This is a genomic window from Spirillospora sp. NPDC048819, assembly GCF_040650055.1.
Taxonomy (GTDB): Bacteria; Actinomycetota; Actinomycetes; order Streptosporangiales; family Streptosporangiaceae; genus Spirillospora.
Map to the genome: position 1 here is coordinate 43,915 of NZ_JBEZGN010000021.1, position 26,613 is coordinate 70,527.

Consider the following 26,613-nt stretch of genomic DNA (forward strand, 5'->3'; position numbering starts at 1 on the left):
GTGGGGCTTCAATATCCAGATTCTGGCTTTAAGCTGCGTTTTGCGTTGTCGTGGATGCGTTGATCGTTATGCGGCGTTGCGGTATTCGTTGATCACACCGCCGAGGAGTCGTGTCCTGCGAACCATGGTGTTGACCTTGATGGGATCGGTTCGGGTGGGGGAGTAGGCGGTCGTTGTCCCAGGGAACGATGTGGACGATGGCCGTTGAAATGATCGGCATGGATCCTCGGCACGGCTTTCAGCTGGTTCCGGGAGAAGACCAGCAGCCGGTCGGTGCACGCGCGGTAGACGCTGCCGGCCCACCGCTCGGCATGAGCATTTGCTCGTGCGTCACCCAGGCGCCCGTCGGGTTGCGGGTGGAGCCCAGCAAGTGGACCCTGCGGGTGGCGATCTCCACCACGCAGAACACGTAGATCCGCTGGAGGAAGATGGTATCGACGGTGAAGAAATCGCAGGCCAGGACGCCGGAGGCCTGGGCGCGCAGAAGCGTGGTCCAGGACGCGTCGGTCCGTCGCGGTGCCGACTCCACACCGGCGCGGCGCAGGATCCGCCACACCATGGCCGCCGACACCCGGTAACCGAGCCCGACCAGCTCACCGTGGATGCGGCGGTGGCCCCACCCCGGGTTCTCGACGGCCAGTTGCAGCACCAGCCGGCGGATCTCCCGCTGGACCGGTGGCCGGCCGGGCGCCTGTGCGGGTAGGTCCACTCCCGGGCGACCAGCTCACGGTGCCACCGCAGCAACGTCGCGGGCGTGACCATGAACGTGCTCCAACGTGCCCGGGGCAGCAGCCGCGACAACGCGGCCGGCAGGATCCGATCGGCCGACTGGAGAGCAGGACGGTTCACCTGCCGCCGCAACATCGCAAGCTGATGACGTAACACCAAGATCTCGGCGTCCTTGGCCGCGTCCCCGCGGAATCGAAGCAGCATCACGCCCAACCAGTTGCGCGTCAGGTCGTACAACAGCGACCACACCATGGCGCTTCAGCCTGCCCGACCGCGGCATGATCCCGCCGGGAAACCAGCAGGTCAGGCCCCGAACCGGGATAATGAAGCCCCACACCCTCGGCGAACACCCCGGCTTCGAGTCCCTGCGGCGCTGGGCACACATGCTCGGCTTCGGCGGCCACTTCTTCACCAAAGCCCGCCACTACTCGGTCACCTTCGCGCCCTGCGCGCCGCACGCATCCTGTATCGCCGCACCCAACCCCAAGGACCGGACTACTCCGACGAGCGGTTTGAACGTCAAGACGACCTTGACACCCAAACCACGATCGTCCTCGCCCGCCTGTCCTACGTCGGCTCCGGCTGGAAAACCACCGGAGACGCCCTCCTGGCCAACACCGCCGCCGACCAAGCCCGCCGACGACACCAGGCCGGACGCGAAGAACTCGCTCACGAGCTTCACGTCCCCGCGTCGTCCGTAAGAGCAGCCTGACCATGGAAGGAACGTGATGACTGAGACCCTCGAACGTCAAGATGCCGTTGGACTGCTGCTTGGTGGCTGGTACACCACCGAGGAGCTCGCCGAGATCATCGGCGTTGATCCCTCGACGCTTCGCCGCTGGCGAACCGCTCATCCCGTCCAGGGGCCTCCGTTCGTCCGGCTGAGCGGGGCGGTCACCCGCTACGGCGCCATGGATGTACAGCGCTGGCTGTTGAGTCGCCGGATCGATCCTCAGGAGACAGACCGGTGACTCGACGTGAACAGATCCCGGTCGGCGTCTCGCTGTCTGCCGACATCGAATACCGCGCCGGACGACCCCGGCCATATCGAGCACGGGTTCGCTGGGTCGACCCCTCCACCCGGCGCCGGTGCTCGGTGTCTGAGTCGGTGGAGACGGAAGATCAGGCGCAAGAGTGGCTTGCCGAAATCCAGAAAGCCGCACGGGCGGGAATCGACCCGGCCACGTTCACCATGGCACTCGCCGAGTACGGCGAGAGCGTGATGACCCTTGCCACGCGCGGACTGGAGAGCAAGACACTCGATCCCTACATGGCGGGCTGGCGACGTCGAGTTGTCCCGTCGCTGGGGCATCTGCCGGTGCGCATGATCACCAACGGTGCTGTCGACCGGACGGTCCACGCCTGGATCTCCGACGAATGCGGACGCTCAACCGTCAAGAACAGCCTCGCCATCCTCGTGCGGATCATGGAACAGGCCGTACGGGACGGCATCATCACCCACAACCCCGCGCGCGTGACCGGCTGGCAGCAGCAGTACAAGTAGGCCGAAGACGAGCTCGACGACCCTCGCGCGCTGGCACTGCCTGACTGGGCCGCGCTCGTCGAGCTGGCCGCCGCCCTCATCGAGCGCTCCTCCGACCGTTACGGAGGATGGGGCGAGGTCGTCATCTTTGCCGCCTGTACGGCTGCCCGCATCGGGGAAGTCTCCGGGGTGCGTGTCAGCGACATCGATCGGGACACCTGGACCTGGACGGTTCGCCGGCAGACCACGCCCGGCCCTGGCGGCCTGGTCGACAAGGGAACCAAGGGCAAGCGGGCACGGCCGGTGCCGCTGATCGAGGAAATCCGGCCTATGGTCGCCCGGCGCTTGGACGCGCTGAACGGCAAACCTGCTGCTCGGCTGTTCACCGGCCCTCGGGGTGGCCGCATCACCACGGCGGTATTGCGGGATGCGACCCACTGGGACGAGGTGGTGACCCGGCTCGGATACGAGTATCTCCGGCGTCACGACCTGCGCCATACCGGCCTGACGTGGCTGGCTGATGCGGGTGTCCCGGTGCATGTGCTCCGGAAGATCGCGGGGCATGGGTCGCTCAGTACGACCCAGCGTTACTTGCATCCCGATGCCGCTTCGATCGCTGCGGCCGGGGAGGCGCTGAGCGTCCATCTGAGTGCCCGCAGGTCCCCGGATGGTCCCCGGCTGCGGGTCGTCTAGATCTTGCTGGCGAGGATGATCGGATACACAAAAGCCCTGTTGACCTCGGCAAACTCCGATGTCGACAGGGCTTGGTGTTCTGTCGGGACGGCGGGATTTGAACCCACGACCCCTTGACCCCCAGTGCCCTGAAAGCGTTCATCCCGCCTCCTTTGCGATCAGCCGAATCCATGAGAACATGCAGGTCAGAGGCCTAGAGTGCGTGACATGCAGTCATCCTGGATCCCGCCCCGTGGGGCAGAGTCCACTAACGAGCCACTAACAAACGATCATTCGGGGGAGTGACGTTGGGGTACGCGTTCAAGCGCATCGACCGCCACGGCAAGCCGCGCTACACCGCCTGCTACGAAGACCTCAAGGGCAAGATCACATCGGCCGGGACCTTCTCCTCCAAGAAGGAGGCCGACAAGGCCTGGCAGCGCGCCGAGGCCGAGGTCGGCAAGGGCAGGGACCTCAACCTCAAGCGCGGCCGGCAGACCTTCGAGAAGTACGTCGAGGAGACCTGGCTGCCCAACCACGAGGTCGAGCCGACCACCATGCAGAGCTACCACTACTCGATCTACAAGCACGTCATGCCCGAGTTCGGCGCGATGCGAATGATGGACATCCTCCCCGAGCACGTCCGCGCCTGGATCAGGAGCATGAAGAAGAACGGCGTCTCAGCAGCCACCATCCGCTACAACAAGGTAGTCCTCAGTGCCATCTTCACCACCGCACTGAACGACCAGGTGACCTACATCCACCCCTGCAAAGGAGTCCGCACCCCCACCGTCCCCGAGAAACCGCTGGAAATCATCAGCCCCGAGCAGTTCGACGACCTCTACCACGCCCTCCCGGACGCCGACTCCAAACTCCTGGTCGAGACCGCCATCGAAACCGGGCTGCGCTGGGGCGAACTCACCGAACTCCGCGGCCGCGACCTCAAAACCCGCTCCCGCCTCCTGACGGTCAGCCGCGTCGTCGTGGAACTCAACCCGAAGTTCCACCCCGAGGGCAAACGCTTCCTGGTCAAGGACTACCCCAAAGACAAAGAGTGGCGCCGCTTCAAGCTCAGCGACCAGATCGTCACCAAACTCGAAGACCACATCATCGAAGAGAAACTCGGCACCGACGGTCTCCTGTTCGTCTACCAACCGGAGACCGCAGACGAGGAGCGACCCGCCCCTCTCGATCCCGAGGCGCTCGGCTGGACCAAAGAGAACGCCAAGGGACGTCGCTACCGGCACGGCACGCTAAGCGCCTACAACGCCGCCAAGTGCCGCTGTGACCACTGCAGGCGAGCCTTCGCCGAGTACCGGGCCCGCCGCCGCGCCGACGGCAAGGACAACCCCCGCGAACCCCGCCGCCGCGAGACCGACGGCCACGTCCCCGCCAGTTGGTTCCGCAACCAGATCTGGAAGCCCGCCCTCAAGAAGGCCGACCTGGACGTCAAGGTCCGCATCCACGACCTCCGCCACGCCCACGCATCCTGGCTCCTGGCCGGCGGCGCCGACCTCCAGGTCGTCAAGGAACGCCTCGGCCACGGATCCATCTCCACCACCGAGCGCTACCTGCACACCCTCGACGACGCCGACGACACCGCCCTCGCCGCCTTCGACAAGATCCGCAGCCGCCGCCGCACCGACTGACGAACTAGGCGCTGTGATCGCAGCGCGTCAGGCAAGAGGTTCCAACCGGAAGCGATCATCCGGTATGTCTGCGTCATCCTGCGGTGATGCTGGTCTGCGCAACCTCCGGATTAAAAGTCCGAAATTGTCGTGTCGGAATGGGTTGCACAGTGGCATTGCATGCCGAACCGTCCGCATCTCGCCCGATTTCCCTGCCGTCCAATGTTACTGCATGCCGATTCGTTTCAGAACCGCCGAGCCGACAACGAGCCGCCATGGGGCGTTTGGTGATCTTGTGGCTCGCTCGCTCGCTCGCTCGGCGGCGGCCTCGCCTGACCTGCACGGACGGAGTTTTCGGTGAGTGCAGGGTTCGTGCCCCGCAGGTCCACTTCGCTTATGTCCCTGCCCTGCAGGTTCGTGCCTCGCAGGCCCGCGTCATGGAGGTCGGTTCCGGGCAGGCGAACCTGGGCCACCGTTGCCAGGCCCACGTCCGTGACGACGGACGCGCCGAGTCGTACTCCCGGACCCTCACCCGGTTCAGGAAGCGGATGAGACCATTCATCGTCAAGGAGCAGGCGGGCCTTGGCGGCCCCCTCTTCGGTGAGGTGGTCCGCAGGTTCATCAACCCAGAGGCCGTCCCCTTGGTGATCCAGCCTGGGACGGACGGGCGGACAGAAATCTTGAGAAGAGGGTTTGGTTCAGGGTCCGGCGGGTGACTCTTATAGAAAATGAGCCTCCTTGGAGTTCAGCAGCCAGGGAGGCCCTGTTTTGTGGGAAGAGTTCCGCGTGCCGTGAATACCACGCTGGCCTTGGCGGCCACCGTGGGCGCCTATCTGACCGTCGGACCAGTTGCTGCGACGCTCATCGTCGCGGCGGCTGCCGTGCTGGTCTCGCTCATCGCCACCATCACCATGGTTGCGATCTTTGGTTCCGAGCGTCGTCAGCACGCCGCTCTGGCCGTCCTTCGACTGCTGTTGGACCTGCGACTCGACCGTGAGATCCGGTCTGAACGATCTGAGCGCAGCCTGCCGCCACCGGACCCACCGGAGCAGTCGTAGACGGGGTCGCCCGAACCGATCACCCTCTCCTACGTTCGGAGGGTGATCGTCCCACCCCTGGATCCCAGGGCAGGTATCGCCCGCGGCCACCACCGCGAGGCCTTCGCCGACCAGGCCGCCGCGCCGTCCCGCGCGCGGGCTGGCGGGACGGCACCGCCCCCGAACGCGCGGCCGGCCTGACAACCGAGGCAGACACCTGTGGGGCTTCAATATCCAGATTCTGGCTTTGAGCTGCGTTTTTTGCGTTGTCGTGGATGCGTTGATCGTTATGCGGCGTTGCGGTATTCGTTGACCACACCGTTCGGAGGAGTCGTGTCCGGCGAACGGTGGTGTTGACCTTGATGGGGATCGGTTCGGGTGGGGGAGTAGGCGGTCGTTGTCCCAGGGAACGATGTGGATGTTCCGTCCGCACCATTGGCGGCTGGGCGGATTTGCGAGCACGTCGATGTCTGTCGTCTGTGCTGAGCTAGTGTCGTGAGTCATTAATTCGTTGGCAGTATGCGGCGAGGGTTTCGAGGATCTCGTCGGCCGTCTTGGTCCACACGAACGGCTTGGGTGCCTTGTTCCACTCGTTGATCCAGCCGCGGACGTCACGCTCCAGCTCGACGACGCTGCGGTGGGCCGAGCGGCGCAGTTTGCGGTTGGTGAGTTCGGCGAACCAGCGCTCCACCAGGTTGAGCCAGGAAGCGCTGGTCGGTGTGAAGTGCAGGTGGAACCGGGGGTGGCGTAGCAGCCACTTTTTGACCTGCTCGGTTTTGTGGGTGGCGTAGTTGTCCAGCACCAGGTGCAGGTCCAGGTCCTTGGGGACGGCGGCGTCGATGAGCTTGAGGAACCGCAGGAACTCTTGATGGCGGTGCCGCCGGTAGTGCTGGGCGATCACCGACCCCGAGGAAAGGTCCAGGGCGGCGAACGGGCTGGTGGTGCCGTGCCGGAGGTAGTCGTGGGTCATCCGGGCTGGAGTGGTGGGCATGATCGGCAGGATCGGGGCGGTCCGGTCGATCGCCTGCATCTGCGACTTCTCGTCCACCGCCAGCACCAGGGCGTTCTCCGGCGGGTTCAGGTACAGCCCGACCACATCGCGGAGCTTGTCGACGAACTGCGGATCGGTCGACAGTTTCCAGGTCTGCACGGTGTGGGGCTTGAGGCCGAACGCCCGCCAGATCCGCGAGACCGCCGACTGCGACATCCCGGTCGCCGCCGCCATCGACCGCGTCGACCAGTGCGTATCGGCACCGGGCGTCTCCTCCAGCGTCGCAGTGACCACCCGCTCGACCTGCTCGTCGCTGATCACCCGCGGCCGGCCCGGACGCGGCTCGTCGGTCAGGCCCTCCAGCCGATCGGCCAGGAACCGCGACCGCCACTTCGACACCGTGTTGCGCGACGCGCCGGCCTGCTCGGCGACCCGGGCGATCGTGGCGCCCTCGGCGCACAGCAGCACGATCCGCGCCCGCAACGCCAGCGCTTGGGAGGTCTTGCGGCGGCGCACCCACCCGGTCAGCACCGACCGCTCCTCGTCGGACAACACCACCGGTTCCAGCTTCGGGCTCGGCATCCCCACAGCCTACCGACTAACAAAGAATTATTGACTCAGAACACTAGGAGCGCGGCACCGATCTTGGATGACAGTTGGGCATGCACCAGCCCCACCGGCTGGGAACAGGTCCCCTGAGAGCGCTGATCACCTTATGAACGGCTCGCGCCCTGCCGGACGGGAGCGCGTCGCCGTGGACCGCACGTCAGCGAATCCACAGGGCTGCGGCCGAGGATACCTGGTGCAGACGCGCTCTTCGGAGCTCCGGGAGCCCGGTAGCGGGAGGAACAACATGCGCGAGGTTCAGGGCCTGAGCTCGGCGGTCCTGCCGATGCGGCGGCCGCTGGTCACCTGGGGGTGGATGCGGATGAAGGTGTCGCGTCGGCCTGGGGCCCAACTGTCCAGTGGCAGGGTCTCCAGGGTGGCGATATCGCGGGGATCGGTGACGCGTCGGGCGCGGCCGACGACGACCACCGACCAGCCGGCCCGGGCTGTGGTGTCGAACTCGTCGACTTCGAACGCGACGACGGTGTCGGTGGCGGCCGTGGCGAGCCTGGATGTTCGCGACGTCCTGATCACTATGCTGCCCTGGCTGAAAATGAAATTGACCGGCTGAACGGCGGGAAGCGCCTGGTGGGTGAAGACGATCCTTCCGATCGTGGTGCCTGTGAGCAGGGCGCGGCACTCATCCTCGTCCAGGATCTCCAGGCCACTTTGGTCGAGCTGCATGCTTCCAGAGTGGGCGTTCGTGGTGGAAAGCGTTAGGGACCAAGGTCCTGAACCCGTGTGGGGCGCCAGAACTCGTGCACGGCATGTGACCTGGGCTTCTGTCCTCGGGCCTCGTCCTGTTTCGAGTCGTGCATCTGGCCTTGGTCCGCGTACCGGGTTCCCTGACGTTCCCGCGTGCAGCGATGCTTCGAAGGAGGCAGAGACCTTGGCGCGGCGGCACGAGGCGGCGGTGCTGCGTCGCCAGTTTGTGCGCGGCCCTGCTGCAACGGCTGTACGTATGGCTCGTGATGGAGGCCGATACCCGCCGGGTGCGCATCCTGGGCGGCTGCTCCCACCCGAGCGGTCCGTGAACGGCGCAGTAGGTCCGCCAAGCTGCTGATGGATCTGGGGAGTGGGCAGGCACTTCCACAACCGGGGCCGCCACGGGCCAATGCCCCACCGAAAGTGACGGTTTCGTCCCGTCCGGGGGTCAGGCGAGGCTCATGAACAGCTTTTCCAGCTGGGCGCGGTCGACTGCGGCCTGCTCGGAGTCGGTGCCTTCCTGGACGCATTTCTCCAGACCTGTCGCGATGATTTTGAATCCGGCTCGGTCCAGTGCCCGTGAGACCGCGGCGAGCTGTGCGATCACGTCCTTGCAGTCCCGCTCGTTCTCGATCATCTGGATGACACCGCCAAGCTGGCCCTGTGCGCGCCGCAGGCGCACGAGTGCGTCAGCCAGCGAGTCCACGTCGAGTTTCACGTCACCCCTCCTAATACCCGCCAGGGTATCCGGTGTGCGCCGCGATCGAACCGGACGCCGGGCCGTGCCGATGAGAAGCGTCGCAGATGCCATAGCGTGCCTGGGTTGCTCGCCCGGCACGCGGCCGCTGATCGGCTGCCAGCCGCTCTGGAGGGCTGCTGCGCCGGCTCCGCTGATGCTTCCGGTGTCCTGAGCGCCGGCGAACGAGCGCGTGCCTGGCCGTGCGGCTCACTCATCCCTCCCTTATGCGTCCGCGATATACCCCCTGGGGTATTTGCCTCGTGCTGTTTCCTTCGGCTACCGTGCTCGAAGATACCCCGGGGGGTATTACGAAGGGAGAGAGGGATGGGCAGCGAAGTCGACGTTCGGGCGTTCGCCGCAGCGCATGCGGAAGGCGCGCTGGTGGTGGACGTCAGGGACAGGCACGAGTACGCGGGCGGTCATGTTCCGGGCGCCCGGCTGATGCCGATGGGGGAGGTCCGTGCGCGGCTGGTGGAACTGGAAGGCCGCCGCCCGGTGTACGTGATCTGCGCGAGCGGCAACCGCAGCCTGCTCGCGGCCCGGTGGATGGCGGCGGCGGGCATCGACGCCCGCTCCGTGGCCGGCGGCACCGCCGCCTGGGTCCGGGCCGGCGGCCCGGTGACGCATGGGCTGCGCGAGAGCGCCGCCTGATGAGTGCGAAGGAAGGCATTTCAGTGATCGAGATCGTTCCGATCGACACCCCCACCCTGGGGGACCGCAGCTATTTCGTCACCGACGGCGAGGTCGCGTTCGTGATCGACCCGCAGCGTGACATCGACCGGGTGCTCGCCCTGGCCGAGGAGCGGCGTGTGCCGGTCATCGATGTCTTTGAGACCCATATCCACAACGACTATGTGACCGGCGGGCTGGCTCTGGCCCGGGCCACGGGCGCGGCGTACCACGTCAACGCCGCCGATCCGGTGGACTTCGAGCACGACGCCGTGGCGGACGGCGACATGATCCGGGTCGGTACGCGGATGCGGGTACGGGTGCTGGCGACCCCGGGACACACGTTCACGCACCTGGCCTACGTCCTGGAGGTGCCAGGCCGGGCGCCCGCGGTGTTCACCGGCGGGTCGCTGCTGTACGGGTCCACGGGACGGCCGGACCTACTGGGCCCGGCGCACACCCACGAACTGGTGACCGCCCAGTACGGGTCGGCGCACCGGCTGGCCCGTGAGCTGCCTGATGACGCCGAGGTCTTCCCCACCCACGGGTTCGGCAGCTTCTGCTCGGCCACCCAGTCGGAGGCCGAGGCGTCGACGATCGGGCAGGAGAAACGCGCCAATCCCGCGCTCACCCTGGACGAGAAGGACTACGTGGAGACGCTGCTGGCTGGGCTGGACGCCTGGCCGGCCTATTACGCCCGCATGGGGACGTCCAACAGCGCGGGACCCGGTGCGCCCGACCTGTCGGAACCGCATCGCGCGGACGCCGCCGAACTGCGCCGCCGCATCGAGGCCGGGGAATGGGTCGTCGACCTGCGAACCCGCACGGCGTTCGCGGCCGGGCACATGGCTGGGACGCTCAACTTCGGGCTCGACGGCAGCATGGTGACCTACCTCGGCTGGCTCATCCCGTGGGGCACACCGCTGACCCTGCTGGGGGAGACACCCCAGGACGTCGCTGACGCCCAGCGTGAGCTGGTCCGCATCGGCATTGACCGGCCTGCCGCGTCGGCCACCGGCGGCCCAGAACGCTGGGCGGGCGGGGAGACCCTGGCGTCCTTCCCCAGGGCGTCGTTCGACGAACTGGCCGCCGTGCGGCACCACCGGCCCGTCGTGGTGCTGGACGTGCGCCGCGCCCTGGAGTGGGACCAGTCGCACATCGACGGCGCCGTTCACATCCCGCTGCAGGACCTGCCGCAGCGCCTGGACGAGGTGCCCGATGGCGAGGTGTGGGTGCACTGCCAGGGCGGCTACCGCGCAGCCGCGGCCGCCTCGTTCCTGGCCGCCGCCGGTCGGCGCGTGGTCGCCGTCGACGACGAGTACGGCGCCGGCGCCCGCGCCGGCCTGCCGATCGTCGCGGCCGCCGCGTGACCCATGACGATCATCGATTCGCAGTCCCGGACGCGGCCCGCACCGTGTCCGGGACCGCCCCAGACGAAGGCTGAGCCTGACATGACGAAGATGTCCCCGAAGATCGACGCGGCGTCCTTGCAAGAGCGCATCGCGGCCCCGGACCCGCCGCGCATGCTGGACGTGCGCACCCCGGCCGAGTTCGCCGCGGCGCACATTCCCGGCTCCTACAACGTCCCTCTCGGCACGCTCCGGGAACACCGCAACGAGTTGCGCGGCCGCCTGGAACACGTAGTGCTGGTCTGCCGGACCGGCAACCGCGCCGCCCAGGCCGAACGCGCGCTCAGCCAGGCGGGCATGACCAATGTGCACATCCTGGACGGCGGGATCGTCGCCTGGGAGGCGGTGGACGCGCCGCTCAACCGCGGCCGGTCCCGCTGGGACCTGGAACGGCAGGTGCGGCTGGTCGCCGGAGCCCTCGTTCTCACCGGCGTGCTCGGCGGGATCGTCGTCTCCGGGCTCGAGTGGCTGGCCGTCGCGATCGGCGCCGGCCTGACGATCGCGGCCCTGACCAACACCTGTCTGATGGGCATGCTCCTGGCCCGGCTGCCCTTCAACCGGGCACCGGCCTGCAGCGCCGAGGACGTGGTCGCGATCCTGCGGGACCGGCGGCCATGATGGCGCTCGCGCTGACCCTGGCCGCCGCGCTCGCCGTCGGCGTCTCGCTGGGGCTGCTGGGCGGCGGGGGATCCATCCTCACTGTGCCGATCCTCGTCTACGTCGCCGGGGTCGAGACCAAGCAGGCGATCGCCATGTCGCTGTTCGTCGTGGGAGCGACCGCGCTGGCCGGGGTCCTGCCGCATGCGCGGGCCGGCCGGGTCCGCTGGCGCACCGGACTTGTGTTCGGCGGCGCCGGCATGGCGGGCGCCTACGCCGGTGGACGGCTGGCCGCCCACATTCCCTCCACCGTGCTGCTGGCCGCCTTCGCGGTGATGATGGCCGTGACCGCGCTGGCGATGCTGCGCAGCCGCCCGGCCCCCACTGGGGGGCCGGTGGAACGTCCGATGCCGCGGATCCTGGCCGAAGGGCTGGCCGTCGGAGTCGTCACCGGACTGGTCGGGGCCGGTGGAGGATTCCTCGTCGTTCCCGCGCTCGTCCTGCTCGGCGGACTGTCCATGCCGGTCGCGGTCGGCACCTCGCTGATGGTCATCGCGATGAAGTCCTTCGCCGGCCTGGCCGGCTACCTCCACAGCGTCGACCTCGACTGGCCGCTGACCCTCGCGGTGACCGGCGCGGCGGTGCTCGGAGCCCTCGCCGGCGCATGGCCGGCCGGGCGCATCGATCCGGTACGTCTTCGCCAGGCCTTCGGCTGGTTCGTCCTGGTGATGGCCGCGATCGTGCTGACCCAACAGGCCCCGGCGGCCGCCCGCCACGCACTGTTCGCCACCCCCGGCGGCTGGGCGGCGCTCGCGGCCGTCACCGTGTCTTTCACCGTGGCCGTCGCGTTCCAGAAGCGCAAGACGAAGCGGCGGGAACCATCCGCCGGTGGGGAGCAAGGACACGCCACCAGGCCGGAACCGGTGCGACGCTGACCATCAGGCGGTCCGCAGGCGGACGGGGACCCGGGATCCCCTTTGTCCCGGGCCGCTCGACTCTCGCATGCTGCCGTGGGCCGGACCGTTCGGGGACCAAGGCAATCGAGGACCGTTATTGTCGCCCATTGCACGCGACGCGTGAGGCCCGGTGGCCGTGGTCGAGGACCGGCTCAGGGACGCAGGGACTCCATCGCCTCGGCGAGCCTCCGCGCCGCGTCGTCGGCGACCGGTTCGAGGCCCGCGTCCTTGCTCACCGTGACCATGACCTGCGGGTCCAGCGCCTCGACGATGGTGTCGTCACCGTCGGCGCGGACGACGACGTTACAGGGCAGCAGGAGACCGATCTGCCGGTCGACCTGCAGGGCCCGGTGGGCGAGCGGCGGGTTGCAGGCACCGAGGATGAGGTAGTCCTCCATCGTCTCGCCGAGCTTCTCCCGCAGTGTGGCGCGCACATCGATCTCGGTGAGCACGCCGAACCCCTGCTCCTTCAGTGCGACCCGGACCTGCTCGACGGTCTCGGTGAAAGGCCGGTGCAGCCGGACGGTCATGCCGTAACTCATGGAATTCTCCCTTGGGTGTCGACAGCCTGGTCAAGAGGCGCGTGGGCCGGTGATGCCTCGGCCCGTACCACGGCCAGGACGGCGCGTGCGTCGGCGAGGAGGCTCGGGTGGCTTCTTTCTCCAGTGATCATGGCTCCTTCGCGATCTCCCTCCAGGATACCCCTGCGGGTATATGAAGGGTCAGTGTCAAAGCTGGAATGAGGCAGGCCAGGCGGCTGTTGGTATACCCGTGGGGGTATAAATCGGACACTGGAGGCGATGGTGGCCACGACCGAACTGACGCGGGAGAACTTCGAAGAGGTCCTCGACGGCGGCGACATGATCCTGATCGACTTCTGGGCCGGCTGGTGCGGCCCTTGCCGCTTCTTCGCGCCCGTGTACGAGCGCGTCTCCGAGCGGCACGCCGACATCGTGTTCGGCAAGGTCGACACTGAGGCCCAGCAGGAGTTGGCCGGTGCATTCCAGATCACGTCCATCCCCACCCTGATGATCATCCGGGACAGGGTGGTCCTGTATGCCCAGCCGGGGGCGCTGCGCGAGCCCGAACTCGAGAAGCTGATCGAAGAAGCCCGGGCGGTGGACCTGGACGACGTGCGCCGCCGTGCCGAGGAGCACCGGCGCAGCGCCTGAGGAGGGCAGCACAAGTGGAGTTGGACAAGGGATCTCTGGCCGACGTCGTCGTGCGCCTCAGGCGTGCGCAGGGGCAGATCGGCGGCGTCATCAAAATGATCGATGAAGGGCGCGACTGCGCCGAGTTGATCAACCAGCTGGCGGCGGTCTCCCGCGCCCTCGACCGCGCTGGATTCAAGATCATCGCAACGGGGCTGGAACACTGCTTCGCAGAGCAGAACACCGGGACGGAGCAGGCCGAGATCGACCGGGCCCAGCTGGAAAAGCTGTTCCTCACGCTCGCGTGAGGCAGCCGGTTCCCGGCCACGCGCTCCAGGCAGGTCGAACGGAGGCGCGTTAATGTGCGCCACCGCGGTGGGCGATGATCGTTGTGCAGGGCGCGTGGTGGACGAGGTACTGGCTGACCGAGCCCAGCACCAGGCCGCGGAGCCCGCCTGCGCCGCGCGATCCGACGACGAGCATTCGGGTGTCCCGGGCGGCGTTCAGCAGCGCGTCGCGGGGTTTGTCGAAACTCGTTTCCACCCGGCACCGGACCGAAGGGTATGTGGCCCCGAGTTGGTTGATCTCCCGGTCGAGCCGGGATGCTTGCGCGTCGTCCGGGCTGGCATCCGGTGGGAGAGCGCGTAGGACGATGAGCGGGGCGTCGTGCAGTTCGGCCTCCAGGTAGGCGAGCTTGAGCGCTTCTTGCGCCAAGTCGGACCCGTCGAACCCGGCCACGATGGGCATCGCCGGCCGGCGTGCGAGGGGAGGTCGTGCGATCACCACGGGGCACCGGGCGTGTGCCGCGACACCGGCGCTCACCGAGCCCAGCAGGTGCCCGATTGTGCCGAGCCCGCGTGAGCCGACGACGAGCAGGTCCGCCTGTGCGCTCGCGCGTCTCAGCTCGGTCACCGGGAATCCCCGGATGAGCAGAGGGCGCACCGGGACTCCGTGTTCCCAGCGGCGGGCCATGGCGACGGCGTCCTGGAGCATACGACTCGCCCGGCTGTGGAACAGGTTGGCGGTCAGGTCGTCGATGCCCGCGTCCCACGGTGGGCTCCACACGTCGCAGACGGTGACGGCGCAGTGCCGCAGTCGGGCCTCGGCGAGCGCCCAGCTGAGCGCGAAACGAGCGTCGTCGGAGTCGTCGTAGCCGACGAGTAGGCCGGGCTCGTTCCAGGATCTGGTGTCATGGTCCGCTCTCATCGCGCGTCCACCGTTCCGGCTCTCCTGGACGGATGTCTTCCGGCTCCAATGTCTACGTCGCCGGGCCTTGTCTCCACCCCCGTTCGTCCGGCCGGTCCAGGGACCAATGTCCCTTCCTGCGAGGTGGCGGGACTTAGGTCCCGCAGGGTGCGGACGAATCTCTCTTCAACCTGGTGGCCGGTGACGGAGAGGGTTGGTGTAGGTGATGCCCGGCCGGCACTCGGGTCGCCGGGCGATCGACCGTTGGGAGATTGACGTGGACGGTCAACATATGCCGGTCCGGGTCGACGGCCGGCTGGATGAGCCGCTGTCGCGGTGGCTGTGGCTGGTGAAATGGCTGCTGCTGATCCCGCATTACATCGCTCTGTTCTTTCTCGGGATCGCGTTCGCGGTGCTCACCGTGGTCGCGTTCTTCGCGATCCTGGCCACGGGCCGCTACCCCCGGCCGATCTTCGAGTTCAACCTCGGTGTGCTGCGCTGGGCGTGGCGCGTGGCCTTCTACGGGTACGGCGCTCTGGCGACCGACCGGTATCCGCCGTTCACGCTCAAGGACGTCCCCGACCATCCCGCCCGCCTGCACATCGACTACCCCGAGCAACTGTCGCGGGGGCTGGTGCTGGTGAAGTGGTGGCTGCTAGCGATCCCGCACTACCTGGTGGTCGCGCTGTTCATGGGTGGCGGCACCGGGGGAGGCGACGGAGGCTGGAACGCGCCCGGGCTGGTCGGGCTGCTGGTGCTCGTCGCCGCCGTTGCGCTGCTGTTCACCACGCGTTACCTGCGCGGCATCTTCGCTTTCGTGATGGGCATGAACCGCTGGGCGCTGCGGGTGGCCGGTTACGCCTTCCTGATGACCGACCGGTATCCGCCGTTCCGGCTGGACATGGGAGGCACGGAGCCGGAGCCGGAGAGCGCCGCGGTGACCGGGCGGGGACGTTAGGCCCGCGTGCGGGGACGTTGGGCACTACACCGCCGTCCGGCGGGATTCGACGCTGGAATCGACAGCCGAACCGGTGAAGGAGGCGTTATGCGAGCGCTGGTGTACCACGGCCCCGGGAACAAGGCATGGGAGGACGTTCCCAATCCGCAGATCATCGAGGACGGTGACGCGGTTGTGCAGGTCGATGCGGTGACGATCTGCGGGACCGACCTGCACATCCTCAAAGGCGACGTCCCGGCGGTGACCGACGGGCGGATCCTGGGCCACGAGGCGGTCGGCACCGTCGAGTCGGTCGGCCAGGGGGTCCGGACGGTCAAGCCGGGCGACAAGGTGCTGGTGTCGTGCATCACCGCGTGCGGGACGTGCCGGTTCTGCCGCCAGGGCCGCTACGGGCTGTGCGTGGGCGGCGGGGGCTGGATCCTCGGGCACAAGATCGACGGGACGCAGGCCGAATACGTGCGGGTGCCGTTCGCCGACACCTCCGTGCACCCGCTGCCCGACGGGGTGCCCGCGCAGAACGTGCTGATGCTGGCCGACATCCTGCCGACCGGCTACGAGGTCGGGGTGCTCAACGGCGCCGTCCGGCCGGGCGACGTGGTCGCGGTGGTGGGCGCCGGCCCGATCGGGCTGGCGGCGATCATGGGGGCGCGGCTGTTCAGCCCGAGTCGCATCATCGCGATCGACCTGGCCGACAGCCGGCTGGAGGCGGCCAAGCGGTTCGGCGCCGACATCACGATCAACAACTCCCGTCAGGACCCGATCGCCGCCGTCCGTGAACTCACCGGCGGGCTGGGAGCGGACGTGTCCATCGAGGCCGTGGGCATCCCGGAGACCTTCGAATCGGCGGTCGCGCTGGCCCGGCCGGGCGGCCACATCGCCAACATCGGCGTGCACGGCGGCCCGGCCGCCCTGCATCTGGAAGAGCAGTGGATCCGCGGCATCACCATCACCACGGGCCTGGTCGACACCTTCTCCACGCCGACGCTGCTGCGGCTGGTCGCCGGCGGGCAGCTCGACGCCGGACGGTTCGTCACCCACCACTTCCCGATGGAGGAGTTCCTCAAGGCCTACGACGTCTTCGCCGACGCCGCCGACACCGGCGCCCTCAAGGTCGTCCTGACCCGCTGACCCGTCGACTTTGTGAGGCCGCAGCCCATCCCTGCAGGGCTTCGGCCTCCGTCAGGCGACACGAGCCGCCTGCCGGGCGTGTGGGTCGGTGACCGTCGTCCTCGAAGGGCGGGACCTTTGGCCGCAGAAGAGACGGAGAGCCGCGCCCTAGCGTCGAGAGTGAACTGAAGGACGGCCCAGGAGGGGTGAACGATGTCGGCTCCGATCGTCGTGGGAATCGATGGCTCCGCGCATGCCTGGCGGGCTCTGGACTGGGCGGCCGACCGTGCCGGCCGGCGCCGTCTCCCGCTGCTGCTGGTGCACGGTTCCCGTGCTCTGGTGGACGAAGGGACGATTCCGAAGGACGCGTTGCGCCGCCTGGTCGCCGAACGCGAGGACCTGCTCGGCGAGGCCCGCCAGTACGCATCGAAGATCCATCCGGACCTCGATATCGAGACGCGGCTGGTGTCCGCCGATCCGGGGCGGACGCTGGTGGAGGAGAGTGAGCGCGCGGACCTGGTGACGGTGGGATCGCGGGGCCTCGGCGGCTTCGAGGGGTTGCTGTTCGGCTCCGTCGGCCTGTACACCGCCGCGCATGCCCGCTGCCCGGTGCTGGTGGTGTCGCGTTCGGCTCCGTACCCGACCGACGCGCCGGCGCAGATCGTGATCGGGATCGAGGGCCTGGACGACGAGCGGGCTTTCACCGATTGGGCGTTCGCCGAGGCCGCTTCCCGAGGCTCCAGGATCCTCGCGCTGCACGCGGTGGGCGGGGAGTTCTCTCCGCGCCGGCGGGTGATCGAGGACCTGGAGTTGTCGGAGGCCCTAGCCGGGTATGAGGAGCGGTATCCGGACGTCCCGGTCGACCGGCTGGTCTCCGACCGGACTGCGGCCAAGGCACTGGTGGAGGCGTCCGGGAACGCCGCGCTGGTCGTGGTCGGTGCCCGCCGCCGGCGTGGCCCTCTGGCCGGCATGGCGCTGGGCCGGGTCAACCACACGGTGCTGCACCACGGACGTTGCCCCGTGGTCGTCGTGCCCAACAGTTGAAGGACCGAGAGGAGTTGACTATGTCCGATCCGATCATTGTCGGCGCCGATGGCTCGGCGCCGTCCGAACGAGCCGTGACGTGGGCGGCCGACGAGGCGGCTCGATACGGGCGCGACCTGACGCTGGTGCATGTGGTGGAGGACTGGCCGTTCGACGTCCCGCTGAACACCGCGCCCGGAGAGGTGGGCTCGGTGTCTCGTGCGGGAGGTGAGGTGCTCGCGGGCGCCGAGCGGATCGCGCACGCCCGCCGGCCCGAGGTGCCGGTGAGAGTCGAGCTGGCGTCCGGGCGCACCGTCCGGGCCCTGGCCGAACACTCCGAGAAGGCATTCGAGCTGGTGGTGGGGCATCGTGGTCTCGGCGGTTTCGCCGGGCTCCTGCTGGGGTCGGTCGGGCTCGGGGTCGTCCGGAACGCCGCTTGCCCGGTGGTGCTGGTACGCGGCGGGCCGGCGGCCGAGCGGGCCGAGATCGCCGTGGGCGTCGGCCTGGGGGACGATTCCGCGACTTTGGAGTACGCGTTCCGGGCCGCTTCGGTGCGGAACGCCAGGCTGCGGGTCGTGCACGCCTGGCCGTTCCCGGAGGCGCTGGACGGCCCCGGAGCGGGAGCCGACCTGCAGCGCATTCAGGAGCGGGCCCGGTGGCGCGTCATCGAGGCGCATGCGCCGATGCGCAAACGCTTCCCCGGTGTGGACGTCGTGGAGGACGTCGTCCAGGAAAACCCCGCCGCCGCCCTCGTCGCCGCGTCACGCGACGTCGACCTGGCGATCGCGGGCTCGCACGCCCGTGAGAGGTTGCCGGTGCCGCGCAGCCACGCGGTGACGCACGCACTCATCCACCACGCGCACTGCCCGGTCGCGGTCGTCCCCGTCACGCCCGCGCAAGAGCGGTGACCGCAAATGCGAAGGAGGCCCGGTCCGCCGGACCTCCTTCTTCGTGATCTCGTGATCTTGAGCGATGGATGCCGCTTGCTCCGAGTCATGATCATGCGGCGGCTTGGTGGTCGCCGCCGATCCTGTTGATCCGGCGGCCCGCCATCCGCTGGCAGGAGATGCGGACGAACCGCGCCTCCGGCGTGGTCGTCCAAGGCCGCAGTGCCGACCGGACGCGTTCGCCGGGATCGCGGACGACCCGAGCCCGCCCGACCACGGTGACCGACCAGACCGCACGGCCGCGCGCGTCGATGCCGTCGGTCTCGAACGCCACGACCGCGCCGCGAATGCGGGTGTCCAGCCCGGAGACGGCTGGGGCGCAGATGACCACATCCCCATCGTCCAGCACGAAGCCGGCCGGTAGGACCGCCGGAAGCGCCTGCTCAGTGAAGACGATCCTGCCGATCGGCACCGTACCCATCAAGCCGAGGCATTCGGCTCGCGTGAGGCTCTCCATCATCCCGATCCCCGTGTCGTTCATGACTCCATGCTCGGCCTTGGCCGATTCGGGCGGCAGAGGTCCAACGTCACGGGACCGGATGCCGTCCGTCCTTTCATGCATGTGATGTTTGTTCTGGCGGGCGCGCTCTTGGCCTGAACCGCGCGCGAAGAATCGCGCTAGTGGCGGCCGTTAGAGCCTTCTGTCCTCGTCCTGCTTCCGGCGCGGACAAGAACGGAGGGCACCGGATCGATTGCTCGATTCGGTGCCCTTCGCACTGGTGCCGCTACTTCTCAACGGTGATCCGCTTGGCCTCGGCCTTGGTGGCCTTGGGCATCGGCAAGCGGACGGTGAGGATGCCCTTGTCGTAGGACGCCTTGATGTCGTCGATCCAGTCGAACAGTTCCGGTTCCGGGAAGATGCCGCGCGTTTCGCGCCGCTCCAGTGCGCTCATGGTGCCTCCCTCGGCTTGGGCCGGAGGTACCCGCCGGCGGGGAGCCATTGGTCCCCTTCCTCGTCGGCGGGGTGCCCGCCTTCATGTTTCCTCGGGTGGCGAGCCGCTCCACGGCCATGAGTCACACCCGGCCGGGACCAAAGTCGATTCGAGCCGACCGGGTCAGTCGCTCGGCGTCGCCCTGCCGTGCTGGAGCGGGCTTTCCCAGGACGCGCCGGGCTGGATCTCCACGTCCTCGGCCGCGTAGGAGATGCGGATGGGGGAGGTGGCACCGGGGCGGAGCATGACGCGGAGCACCTCTTGCCGACAGGTCAGGTCGATGCCCCAGTGGCCCCGGTAGCGGAGCCCCAGGCGGAGTTCGCCGATCGCGGCGGGTAGGTGCGGTTCCAGATGGAGGGTGCCGCCACGGGTCCTGATTCCGGCATGGCAGCGCTGGACGAGATCGACGGTGCCGGCCATCGCACCCAAGTGGACGCCCTCGGCGGTGGTGCCGCGCTGTGTGTCGGTGATGTCGCTGAACAGCGACTCAAGGAAGAGCCGCCAGGCCTCGTCCCCGTCCACGTGGGCCAGGATCCAAGCGTGGACGAGTGAGCTGAGCGTCGATCCGTCGCAGGTCCGCGGCAGGTAGTAGTCGATGGTCCTGGTGGCAAGGGCGGGGCCGTGCTCGTAGCCCAGGCGCCGCAGGATGTCGTCGAGTTCACCGGGTGGCGAGCACGTAAAAGAGCATCAGCACGTCGGCCTGCTTGGATGCCTTGTACCGGTTGGGGGAGTCGCCCTCGCCTTCGAGGATCCGGTCCAGCCTGCGGATGTCGCCGTACCGGTCCCGGTAGCCGGTCCAGTCGAGTTCTTCCAGGTCGGCGTAGCCGTCGAACTGGCTGATCACACCGTCGTGGAACGGGACGTACATTTTGCGGGCGACGTCCTCGAACCGGGTGATCTCCTCACGGGTCAGGGCGAGTCGTTCACGCAGTTCCGTGCGGCGGTCCTCAGGCAGCGCGGCGAGCGCGTCCAGCGCGCGCCGCAGCACCCAGATGGCGAGGACGTTGGTGTAGGCGTTGTTGTTCAGACCCGGCTCGTCGCGTCCCGGATAGGCGTCGTGGTATTCGTCGGGCCCCATGACGCCGTGGATCTCGTACCGGTCGGTTGAGCGGTCGTAGGCGGCCAGGCACGCGAAGAACCGGGCGACCTCCAGCATGATCTCGGTGCCGTACTCGGCGAGGAAGCCGATGTCGCCGGTCGCCTCGTAGTAGCGCCACACGTTGTGGGCGACGGTCAGCCCGACATGCCGCTGCAGATGCGAGTGGTCGGGCAGCCACCGGCCCGAACGCGGGTTGAGGTGGACGCGCTGGGTCTCCTCGCGCCCGTCGGCGGCGCTCTGCCACGGGTACATCGCGCCACGGTGCCCCGCATCGGCCGCCGCGCGACGCGCCGCCGGCAGGCGCCGCCACCGGTACATCAGCAGCGCGCGGGCGATCTCGGGGAACCGCATGGTCAGGAACGGCAGGATGAACAACTCGTCCCAGAAGACGTGGCCCCGGTACGCCTCTCCATGCAGGCCGCGGGCGGGAACGCCGACATCCAGGTCCACGCTGTGCTCCGACACCGTCTGCAGCAGATGGAAGATGTGCAGATTGAGGATCCGCTGCACCTCGACGTGGTCGACGCTGAGCTGGCAGCGCCGCCACAGCCGGGACCACGCCAGCGTGTGCTTCCCCAGCAGCGTGTCGAAGCCGCCGGCGTCCGCGGCGGCCGTCAGCGCCGCGTGGCCGCATTCCTCGATGGCGCGGTCGCGTGAGGTGAACACGGCGACGACCTTCTCGATCGTGACCGGCACCCCCTCGTGGAGGTCCACGGTCAGGTCCTGACCCGTCCAGCCGTCCTCGGCGCGGTAGGTGCGCTCGGCCGGGACCGATACCCGGGTGCGGGCCGCCATCGCGATCCCGATCTTGGACGAGACCGTCGAAGCGCGCAGCAGGAGCAGCTCCGGATCGCTCTGCTCGGGGTTCTTCTCACGAGTCAGGTGCACCTCAGGCAAGTTCCGGTACCGCTCTACACCGGCGTTGACCACGCATCCGTCCAGCGCCGACGCGATCTCCAACCGGCCGGTCCAGTCCTCCGCCACGATGGTGGTCTCCAGCGCGGCCAAGTGGGGATCGTCCATGGACGCGATCCGGCGCTGGGCCACCCGCGTCGTCCGTCCCTGCGCGTCGCGCACGTGCACTAGGCGGGTCAGGACCCCGCGCTGGAGATCCAGTTCCTGCCGGTAGGACAGCAGCCGGCCCTCACGCTGGGCGCGGTCTGGATCGAACCACTCGCCGTCGGCGGCGCGGAAGGTCAAGGGAAGCCAGTTCGGCATGTTGACCAAATCGGCGTTGTCGGTGCGCCGCCCGGCCATCTCCGCCGGCAGCCGGTCGTAGCAGCCCGCGATGTAGGTCCCCGGATAGTGGACGCCGTCGGCGGACGACTCTGGGGCGGCTCCCCTGGTGCCCAGGTATCCGTTGCCGAGTGTGCACAGGGCTTCCCGCAGCCCCTCGGTGTCAGGGTCGTAGTCGTCGTAGGACAGGATCCACCGGTTCATGGTGTCTCCTCACGATGCGTCGTCTGAGGCCGTCCGCAGGGCATTCCCGGCATCGCCACGTTCTCACCGGCCGGTCACACCGGGCAGTGCCGGATGACCTGGCGACCCGGGACCTTTGGCCCCTAAAGGGTGCGCGCAGCCTGCCGAAACTGAAACTGAGACCTTGGCCAGAGGAAGGGGGGCGGCCGGATGGTTGCGCTGACACGGGCCCAACGGCCGAACATCCTGGTCGGCTATGACGGGACCGAAGAGAACGACGTCGCGCTGCGCTGGGCGGTCGAGGAGACCCGGCTGCGTCGGCTCGACCTGATGCTGTGCTACTGCTGGCACTGGCCGTATCCACAGGGGCATGTGGACGGCGACGTCCAGGCGATCATCCAGCGGGCGGGAGAGAATCTCTTGCGCGAAGGCGCGCACCGGGCACGGGACCTGGCGGCGAACGGGAAGGTGCACACGCGGCTGAGGCGCGAACCCGTTTGCGAAACGCTCGTGCGCGAGTCCGACGATGCGGAGCTGATCGTGGTCGGCTCGCATGAGCGGTACCGGCTGCTCGACGGGTCGACTGCGGTGCAGCTCCCGGCACGTACACATCGTCCGGTGATCGCCGTCCGCGGCGCTGGCCGGCCGCGCGGGCTCGTCGTCGCCGGGGTCGACGGATCGGCGGCCGCGGACGCCGCGCTGGGCTTCGCGATCGAGGAGGCCGCCCTTCGCGACTTCGATCTGCGTGTGGTCTACGGGGTCTGGGAACCCGGTGCGGTGCCCGAGTTCGAATTGCCCCTGTTCACCGATGAGAGCAAGCTCCTGGAGACGCGCGCCGCCATGCTGGAGAAGGCCGTCCACCCGTGGAAGCAGCGCTACCCGAAGGTCCACGTGCAGGTTTCGCTGCTGCTCGAGCGTCCCCGCGAGGCCCTGTTGGCGGCGGCTGCGGACGCCGATCTGCTGGTGGTGGGAGATCGCGGCACGGGAGGTCTGGATCCGCTGCTGCTGGGCGCGACGAGTTCGGCGGTGCTGCATCACGCCCCGTGCGCGGTGGCGATCGTCCCGCCGCCCCGACACGTTGCCCAGCGCGCCGCCTGACGACGTGGCCCAGCCGCCGGAACCCCGCGGTGAGACGCTGTTCGCTCAGTCGGGCACCATGCTGCTGCGGCCCGGGTGGGCTGCCGGGGTGCTCTGTGGCACCGGTTCCGTGTCCCAGCTGCTGGGGTCGGAGGCCACGAGGGCATATCCGATGTTCATGGCCACACCTCCTGCCGAATCCAGCCTGCGATCCCCATCCGCGCACCCCCGGCCGGAGGTCCTCCAGATTGGTGCCCCACGCCTCTGAATACCGGTGCCGCGATCGGTGAGGCTCAGAAGTCAGGAGGTGACCTCGATGGACCGACGACCTGTCCTGGTGGGTTTCGACGCCTCACCAGCCGCCGAAAGGGCACTACGCTGGGCGGCCACTGAGGCGTCCCTGCGCGGCGTGCCCCTGCTGGTCTGTCACGCCTGGACCTGGCCTTATCCGCTGAGCCCGCAAGACGAAGACGCGCTGAAGGTCGTTCGAAGTATGGGCGCTATGGCGCTGGACGACGGCGTCCGGATAGCGCGGGAGGCCGTCCCCGGCTTGGACGTTCGGCCGCTGCTGGCGAAGGGCACACCGCCCGGAGCGCTGCTGGACGTTTCGGTGGACGCGGCGCTGATCGTGATCGGCGCGCGGGGGGCAGGCGGTTTCGACAAGCTGCCTCTCGGCTCCACGGCCGTGCATGTTCCGGCGCACGCCGACCGTCCCGTGGTCGTCGTCCCCGCCCATGAACCGATGCACGGACCGAAGCGGATAGTCGTGGGGATCGATGGCTCTCCGGCGAGCGAGGCCGCGCTGCGTTTCGCCCTGCAGGAGGCCAGGCTCCGGGACGCCACGGTGACGATGGTGTGCGCGTGGTGGGATCCCGCCGTGCTCCCTGGCCCTGACCGACTGCCGTTCACCGACCCGGAGGCCATCAAGGAGCAGGCCAAGGCGCGGTTCGCCACCGCCGTCACACCGAGCCTGGCCGACCATCCCGATGTCGCCGTTGAGCGCAAGTTCGTCATGGAACGCGCGCAGGGCGTCCTGGCTGATAACGCCCGGGACGCGATGTTGCTCGTGGTCGGCGATCGTGGGATCGGGTCGTCCCCCAGAACCCTGCTCGGCGCGGTGACCAGGTCGGTGCTGCATGAGACGCCGAGCCCGGTCGCGGTGGTTCATGAGCGCGATGCGGACGTGAAGGAGCCGTCATGATCCGAGTGCTTGAGGCGTACGCCTTCGGGTGCGGGGAACCGCCGAGACCGTCAGCCGGGTGAGCGCCCGCGCCAGGGTCGGCGGACGTCTTGCCCCGGATACGAAGGGATGCGCGGCGTAAGAGATCGCACGGCCGATGAGTGGCGACTGCCGGCACCACGACAAGGTGTCCGAGTGGGCCGCCGGTATCGCCCGTGAACTGCGGAGGGTCGCCGCATGAGCAAGATCATCGTCGGGTTGGACGGTTCGGAGCCGAGCCTGCTCGCGATCGACTGGGCCGCCGGCGAGGCCGCGCGCAGAGGGGCGTCGCTGCACGTGGTGTACATCGTCACCCCGGGCTCTTCGACGTCCCAGCAGATCCGGGCACCGCGCCGATCCGGGAAGAGATGCTGCACGACGGGCAGGGCATCGTCGACCTCGGTGTCACCCGCGCTCGCGTGCGGATGCCCGGCTTGGAGATGACGGGGGAGCAGACCGGTGGACAGCCGGTCCGCGCACGGAGAGATCGTGGTGGGCGTGGACGGGGCACCGGCCGGCACCGACGCGATCGGGTTCGCCTTCGAGGAGGCGTCCATCCGCGAGGTCCGGCTGCGCGCGCTGCTGGCCTGGACGTCCCCCGTTTCCACCGGCCCCGGCGACATGCAGCCGCTTGTCTACGACCGCGAGCTCCTCGCCGCGGATGAGGAGCGACTTCTTGCCGAGTCGCTCGCCGGATGGCGGACCAAGTACCCCGATGTCGACATCGTGCCCGGCAGCGTCCGTGGCAGGGCCGCCCGGGTGCTGGCCGAGGCGTCCACCCACGCCGATCAGCTGGTCGTCGGTTCACGTGGCCGCGGCGGCTTCGCCGGGCTCCCGTTTGGTTCAGTCGGCCACGCGATGCTGCATCGTGCGCACTGCCCGGTGGCCATCGTTCGTGGGCGTCCCTGATCGGCGCCGCCTGGACGGCTGTGGAGAGTTCTCCAATGTCCGGATGAACCTCTTTGAAAACCGCCCTCGGGAGAGTAACGACAAGGTCGCCTGTACCGCGCCGACCGATCGGCACAAAGGTCCCGGCCACATCGGACCTTCGTCCCTGCAGGTCAGCCGGTCATCGCGTGGTGAACTGGAAATAGCAGACCTGGGAGGGAGAGACCATGCAATACGGTAACGCGGTAGGCCCGTCCGAACAGGTGTCGGCCGATGCCCGCACGGCCATCGAAGACGCGGTATGGGCCCCTTCAGTGCACAACACACAGCCATGGCGGTTCGGCGTGCGCGGGGCACGAATCAGCCTGAGCGCGGACATCGACCGCCGTCTGGACGTGGCAGACCCGGACGGCCGCGAGATGCTGATCAGCTGCGGTGCCGCGCTCTACAACCTGAGAAGCTCTCTGCGTGCGCTCGGGTACACGCCGGGCGTGCGGCTGCTACCCGACCCTGACCGCCCGCACCTGCTCGCCGACGTCTATCTGGAACCTGGGGAGCACCCAGATCAGCAGACGCTGCGCGAGCACGCTCAGATCCGGCGACGTCGTAGCCACCGGGGCGGCTTTCGCGCCGACCCGCTCCCCGCGGGGATCCTGACGGCCGTGCGGCACGACGCCGAACGCGAGGGAGCCAAGCTGATCGAGGCCGTGGACGCACACGTCAAAGGGGCCTTGGCCGCTCTGACCGACGCGGCCCAGCACGTCCAGCGGCGCACGCCGGCATACGCGACGGAGATCGCACGCTGGGCACCCTCGCCCAAGACCTCCAGGACAGACGGCGTCCAGGAGCACGCCTACCCGCAACAGACCCCGCAGACCACCCCGCATTTCCCGCCCCGGGACTTCGCGCGCGGCCACGGATGGGGTGCTCAGAGCACGGCGGACGACGATGAGGTGCTGGCAGGAGTGGCACTGCTGCTCGTCTCCGGCGGCGATGGGCCCGCCGACCGGCTGCGTGCCGGGCAGGCGCTCCAGCGCGCGCTGCTGAGGGCCACGGAGAACGACCTGTCGGCGGCCTTCCACACCCAGGCGCTCGAAGTGCCGGAACTGCGCACGTTCATTCGTGACCAGTTCTGTGGCGGTGCGCACCCGCAGATGTTGCTGCGCCTCGGCGTCGCCGCCGGCGAGAACCTGGGAACGGTCCGCCGCCCCGTCGAGGAGGTCATGATCGAAGAGCCCTGATCAGGTAGCCGCTGCCATACCCGCGGCGTCGGCATGACCCCCGGGAACCATGGCCCGACGCAGCAGGTCGCGGCGGGCCCACGCAGGCGTCCCATGCCGGTAGCGGGGCCGGTCACAGCCGCGCCGCACCAGCCGGTAGAGGCCCA

The 26,613-nt window shown here is 68.6% G+C and carries 32 protein-coding genes; 20 read left to right on the forward strand and 12 right to left on the reverse strand.

Going from position 1 to position 26,613, the window contains the following annotated elements:
• Positions 1 to 92: 92 nt before the first annotated feature.
• From AB0C35_RS25900 to AB0C35_RS25910, 3 genes are all read right to left on the reverse strand, one after another.
• Positions 93 to 338, reverse strand: coding sequence for an integrase core domain-containing protein (locus AB0C35_RS25900; RefSeq protein WP_358460914.1), 246 nt, complete (start codon positions 336 to 338; stop codon positions 93 to 95).
• Entirely contained in the window at positions 239 to 649 is a 411-nt protein-coding gene (locus tag AB0C35_RS25905; protein WP_358460948.1) for a hypothetical protein, read from the reverse strand. Before AB0C35_RS25905 ends, AB0C35_RS25900 begins: the two co-directional genes overlap by 100 nt.
• Positions 650 to 1,153: 504 nt before the next feature.
• The gene (locus AB0C35_RS25910; protein ID WP_358460950.1) at positions 1,154 to 1,402 is read right to left on the reverse strand and encodes a hypothetical protein; all 249 of its coding nucleotides are present in this window, start codon (positions 1,400 to 1,402) and stop codon (positions 1,154 to 1,156) included.
• A gap of 55 nt (positions 1,403 to 1,457) precedes the next feature.
• On the opposite strand from AB0C35_RS25910, the gene AB0C35_RS25915 reads away from it, so the two are divergent.
• The 5 genes from AB0C35_RS25915 (at position 1,458) to AB0C35_RS25935 (ending at position 5,570) form a co-directional block, all read left to right on the forward strand.
• Positions 1,458 to 1,700 (forward strand): helix-turn-helix domain-containing protein, encoded by a 243-nt coding sequence (locus tag AB0C35_RS25915; RefSeq protein ID WP_358460600.1) that lies wholly within the window; start codon positions 1,458 to 1,460, stop codon positions 1,698 to 1,700.
• Positions 1,697 to 2,233, forward strand: a complete 537-nt coding sequence (locus tag AB0C35_RS25920) for a hypothetical protein (protein WP_358460603.1) — start codon at positions 1,697 to 1,699, stop codon at positions 2,231 to 2,233. The genes AB0C35_RS25915 and AB0C35_RS25920 overlap by 4 nt, the downstream gene beginning before the upstream one ends.
• Positions 2,234 to 2,356: 123 nt before the next feature.
• Positions 2,357 to 2,905, forward strand: a complete 549-nt coding sequence (locus AB0C35_RS25925) for a site-specific integrase (protein WP_358460917.1) — start codon at positions 2,357 to 2,359, stop codon at positions 2,903 to 2,905.
• 281 nt (positions 2,906 to 3,186) lie between these two features.
• A complete protein-coding gene (locus AB0C35_RS25930) occupies positions 3,187 to 4,533 on the forward strand; it encodes a tyrosine-type recombinase/integrase (RefSeq protein ID WP_358460606.1) in 1,347 nt (448 codons plus the stop codon).
• Positions 4,534 to 5,303: 770 nt separating this feature from the next.
• Positions 5,304 to 5,570, forward strand: a complete 267-nt coding sequence (locus tag AB0C35_RS25935) for a hypothetical protein (RefSeq protein WP_358460608.1) — start codon at positions 5,304 to 5,306, stop codon at positions 5,568 to 5,570.
• A 466-nt stretch (positions 5,571 to 6,036) separates the two neighbouring features.
• Here the strand turns inward: AB0C35_RS25935 and AB0C35_RS25940 are convergent, their stop codons facing one another.
• From AB0C35_RS25940 to AB0C35_RS25950, 3 genes are all read right to left on the reverse strand, one after another.
• Entirely contained in the window at positions 6,037 to 7,122 is a 1,086-nt protein-coding gene (locus tag AB0C35_RS25940; RefSeq protein ID WP_358460610.1) for an IS630 family transposase, read from the reverse strand.
• Between the two features lie 282 nt (positions 7,123 to 7,404).
• Entirely contained in the window at positions 7,405 to 7,830 is a 426-nt protein-coding gene (locus AB0C35_RS25945; protein WP_358460613.1) for a pyridoxamine 5'-phosphate oxidase family protein, read from the reverse strand.
• A gap of 469 nt (positions 7,831 to 8,299) precedes the next feature.
• On the reverse strand, positions 8,300 to 8,569 hold the full coding sequence (locus AB0C35_RS25950) for a metal-sensitive transcriptional regulator (RefSeq protein WP_358460616.1): 270 nt from the start codon (positions 8,567 to 8,569) through the stop codon (positions 8,300 to 8,302).
• Between the two features lie 345 nt (positions 8,570 to 8,914).
• Between AB0C35_RS25950 and AB0C35_RS25955 the strand changes: the two genes are divergently transcribed.
• The 4 genes from AB0C35_RS25955 (at position 8,915) to AB0C35_RS25970 (ending at position 12,200) form a co-directional block, all read left to right on the forward strand.
• Entirely contained in the window at positions 8,915 to 9,241 is a 327-nt protein-coding gene (locus AB0C35_RS25955; RefSeq protein ID WP_358460619.1) for a rhodanese-like domain-containing protein, read from the forward strand.
• Positions 9,242 to 9,264: 23 nt separating this feature from the next.
• A complete protein-coding gene (locus tag AB0C35_RS25960) occupies positions 9,265 to 10,629 on the forward strand; it encodes an MBL fold metallo-hydrolase (RefSeq protein WP_358460622.1) in 1,365 nt (454 codons plus the stop codon).
• Positions 10,630 to 10,710: 81 nt separating this feature from the next.
• Positions 10,711 to 11,286 (forward strand): rhodanese-like domain-containing protein, encoded by a 576-nt coding sequence (locus AB0C35_RS25965; RefSeq protein ID WP_358460625.1) that lies wholly within the window; start codon positions 10,711 to 10,713, stop codon positions 11,284 to 11,286.
• Positions 11,286 to 12,200, forward strand: a complete 915-nt coding sequence (locus AB0C35_RS25970; protein WP_358460920.1) for a sulfite exporter TauE/SafE family protein — start codon at positions 11,286 to 11,288, stop codon at positions 12,198 to 12,200. The genes AB0C35_RS25965 and AB0C35_RS25970 overlap by 1 nt, the downstream gene beginning before the upstream one ends.
• 173 nt (positions 12,201 to 12,373) lie before the next feature.
• Here AB0C35_RS25970 and AB0C35_RS25975 read toward each other — a convergent pair whose 3' ends face one another.
• A complete protein-coding gene (locus tag AB0C35_RS25975) occupies positions 12,374 to 12,763 on the reverse strand; it encodes a DUF302 domain-containing protein (RefSeq protein WP_358460628.1) in 390 nt (129 codons plus the stop codon).
• A 261-nt stretch (positions 12,764 to 13,024) separates the two neighbouring features.
• On the opposite strand from AB0C35_RS25975, the gene AB0C35_RS25980 reads away from it, so the two are divergent.
• Positions 13,025 to 13,393, forward strand: coding sequence for a thioredoxin domain-containing protein (locus tag AB0C35_RS25980; protein WP_358460923.1), 369 nt, complete (start codon positions 13,025 to 13,027; stop codon positions 13,391 to 13,393).
• Positions 13,394 to 13,407: 14 nt separating this feature from the next.
• Positions 13,408 to 13,680 (forward strand): metal-sensitive transcriptional regulator, encoded by a 273-nt coding sequence (locus tag AB0C35_RS25985; RefSeq protein ID WP_358460631.1) that lies wholly within the window; start codon positions 13,408 to 13,410, stop codon positions 13,678 to 13,680.
• Positions 13,681 to 13,729: 49 nt separating this feature from the next.
• Here the strand turns inward: AB0C35_RS25985 and AB0C35_RS25990 are convergent, their stop codons facing one another.
• Entirely contained in the window at positions 13,730 to 14,578 is an 849-nt protein-coding gene (locus AB0C35_RS25990) for a universal stress protein (RefSeq protein WP_358460634.1), read from the reverse strand.
• Positions 14,579 to 14,849: 271 nt separating this feature from the next.
• On the opposite strand from AB0C35_RS25990, the gene AB0C35_RS25995 reads away from it, so the two are divergent.
• The 4 genes from AB0C35_RS25995 to AB0C35_RS26010 all read left to right on the forward strand — a co-directional run bounded on the left by AB0C35_RS25995 (position 14,850) and on the right by AB0C35_RS26010 (position 18,553).
• Positions 14,850 to 15,515 (forward strand): DUF4389 domain-containing protein, encoded by a 666-nt coding sequence (locus AB0C35_RS25995; RefSeq protein ID WP_358460926.1) that lies wholly within the window; start codon positions 14,850 to 14,852, stop codon positions 15,513 to 15,515.
• Between the two features lie 87 nt (positions 15,516 to 15,602).
• Positions 15,603 to 16,643: a zinc-dependent alcohol dehydrogenase family protein gene (locus AB0C35_RS26000; protein WP_358460637.1), complete on the forward strand. Its 1,041-nt coding sequence runs from the start codon at positions 15,603 to 15,605 to the stop codon at positions 16,641 to 16,643.
• Between the two features lie 192 nt (positions 16,644 to 16,835).
• On the forward strand, positions 16,836 to 17,666 hold the full coding sequence (locus AB0C35_RS26005; protein WP_358460640.1) for a universal stress protein: 831 nt from the start codon (positions 16,836 to 16,838) through the stop codon (positions 17,664 to 17,666).
• A gap of 20 nt (positions 17,667 to 17,686) precedes the next feature.
• The gene (locus AB0C35_RS26010) at positions 17,687 to 18,553 is read left to right on the forward strand and encodes a universal stress protein (RefSeq protein ID WP_358460643.1); all 867 of its coding nucleotides are present in this window, start codon (positions 17,687 to 17,689) and stop codon (positions 18,551 to 18,553) included.
• Between the two features lie 91 nt (positions 18,554 to 18,644).
• Here the strand turns inward: AB0C35_RS26010 and AB0C35_RS26015 are convergent, their stop codons facing one another.
• The 4 genes from AB0C35_RS26015 to AB0C35_RS26030 all read right to left on the reverse strand — a co-directional run bounded on the left by AB0C35_RS26015 (position 18,645) and on the right by AB0C35_RS26030 (position 22,063).
• Entirely contained in the window at positions 18,645 to 19,073 is a 429-nt protein-coding gene (locus tag AB0C35_RS26015) for a pyridoxamine 5'-phosphate oxidase family protein (RefSeq protein WP_358460646.1), read from the reverse strand.
• A 244-nt stretch (positions 19,074 to 19,317) separates the two neighbouring features.
• On the reverse strand, positions 19,318 to 19,485 hold the full coding sequence (locus tag AB0C35_RS26020) for a hypothetical protein (RefSeq protein ID WP_358460652.1): 168 nt from the start codon (positions 19,483 to 19,485) through the stop codon (positions 19,318 to 19,320).
• A gap of 162 nt (positions 19,486 to 19,647) precedes the next feature.
• Positions 19,648 to 20,172 (reverse strand): glycosyl hydrolase family 65 protein, encoded by a 525-nt coding sequence (locus AB0C35_RS26025; protein WP_358460928.1) that lies wholly within the window; start codon positions 20,170 to 20,172, stop codon positions 19,648 to 19,650.
• Positions 20,173 to 20,182: 10 nt separating this feature from the next.
• Complete coding sequence (locus AB0C35_RS26030) at positions 20,183 to 22,063, reverse strand: glycoside hydrolase family 65 protein (protein WP_358460655.1); 1,881 nt, start codon at positions 22,061 to 22,063, stop codon at positions 20,183 to 20,185.
• Between the two features lie 189 nt (positions 22,064 to 22,252).
• Here AB0C35_RS26030 and AB0C35_RS26035 point away from each other — a divergent pair, with 189 nt between their 5' ends.
• The 5 genes from AB0C35_RS26035 (at position 22,253) to AB0C35_RS26055 (ending at position 26,467) form a co-directional block, all read left to right on the forward strand.
• Positions 22,253 to 23,140: a universal stress protein gene (locus AB0C35_RS26035; RefSeq protein ID WP_358460658.1), complete on the forward strand. Its 888-nt coding sequence runs from the start codon at positions 22,253 to 22,255 to the stop codon at positions 23,138 to 23,140.
• 295 nt (positions 23,141 to 23,435) lie between these two features.
• Positions 23,436 to 24,320, forward strand: a complete 885-nt coding sequence (locus AB0C35_RS26040; protein ID WP_358460661.1) for a universal stress protein — start codon at positions 23,436 to 23,438, stop codon at positions 24,318 to 24,320.
• A 216-nt stretch (positions 24,321 to 24,536) separates the two neighbouring features.
• Positions 24,537 to 24,782 (forward strand): universal stress protein, encoded by a 246-nt coding sequence (locus AB0C35_RS26045; RefSeq protein ID WP_358460664.1) that lies wholly within the window; start codon positions 24,537 to 24,539, stop codon positions 24,780 to 24,782.
• Positions 24,783 to 24,797: 15 nt separating this feature from the next.
• The gene (locus AB0C35_RS26050) at positions 24,798 to 25,247 is read left to right on the forward strand and encodes a universal stress protein (RefSeq protein WP_358460667.1); all 450 of its coding nucleotides are present in this window, start codon (positions 24,798 to 24,800) and stop codon (positions 25,245 to 25,247) included.
• Positions 25,248 to 25,570: 323 nt separating this feature from the next.
• Positions 25,571 to 26,467 (forward strand): hypothetical protein, encoded by an 897-nt coding sequence (locus tag AB0C35_RS26055; RefSeq protein ID WP_358460670.1) that lies wholly within the window; start codon positions 25,571 to 25,573, stop codon positions 26,465 to 26,467.
• The last annotated feature ends 146 nt before the right edge of the window (positions 26,468 to 26,613 follow it).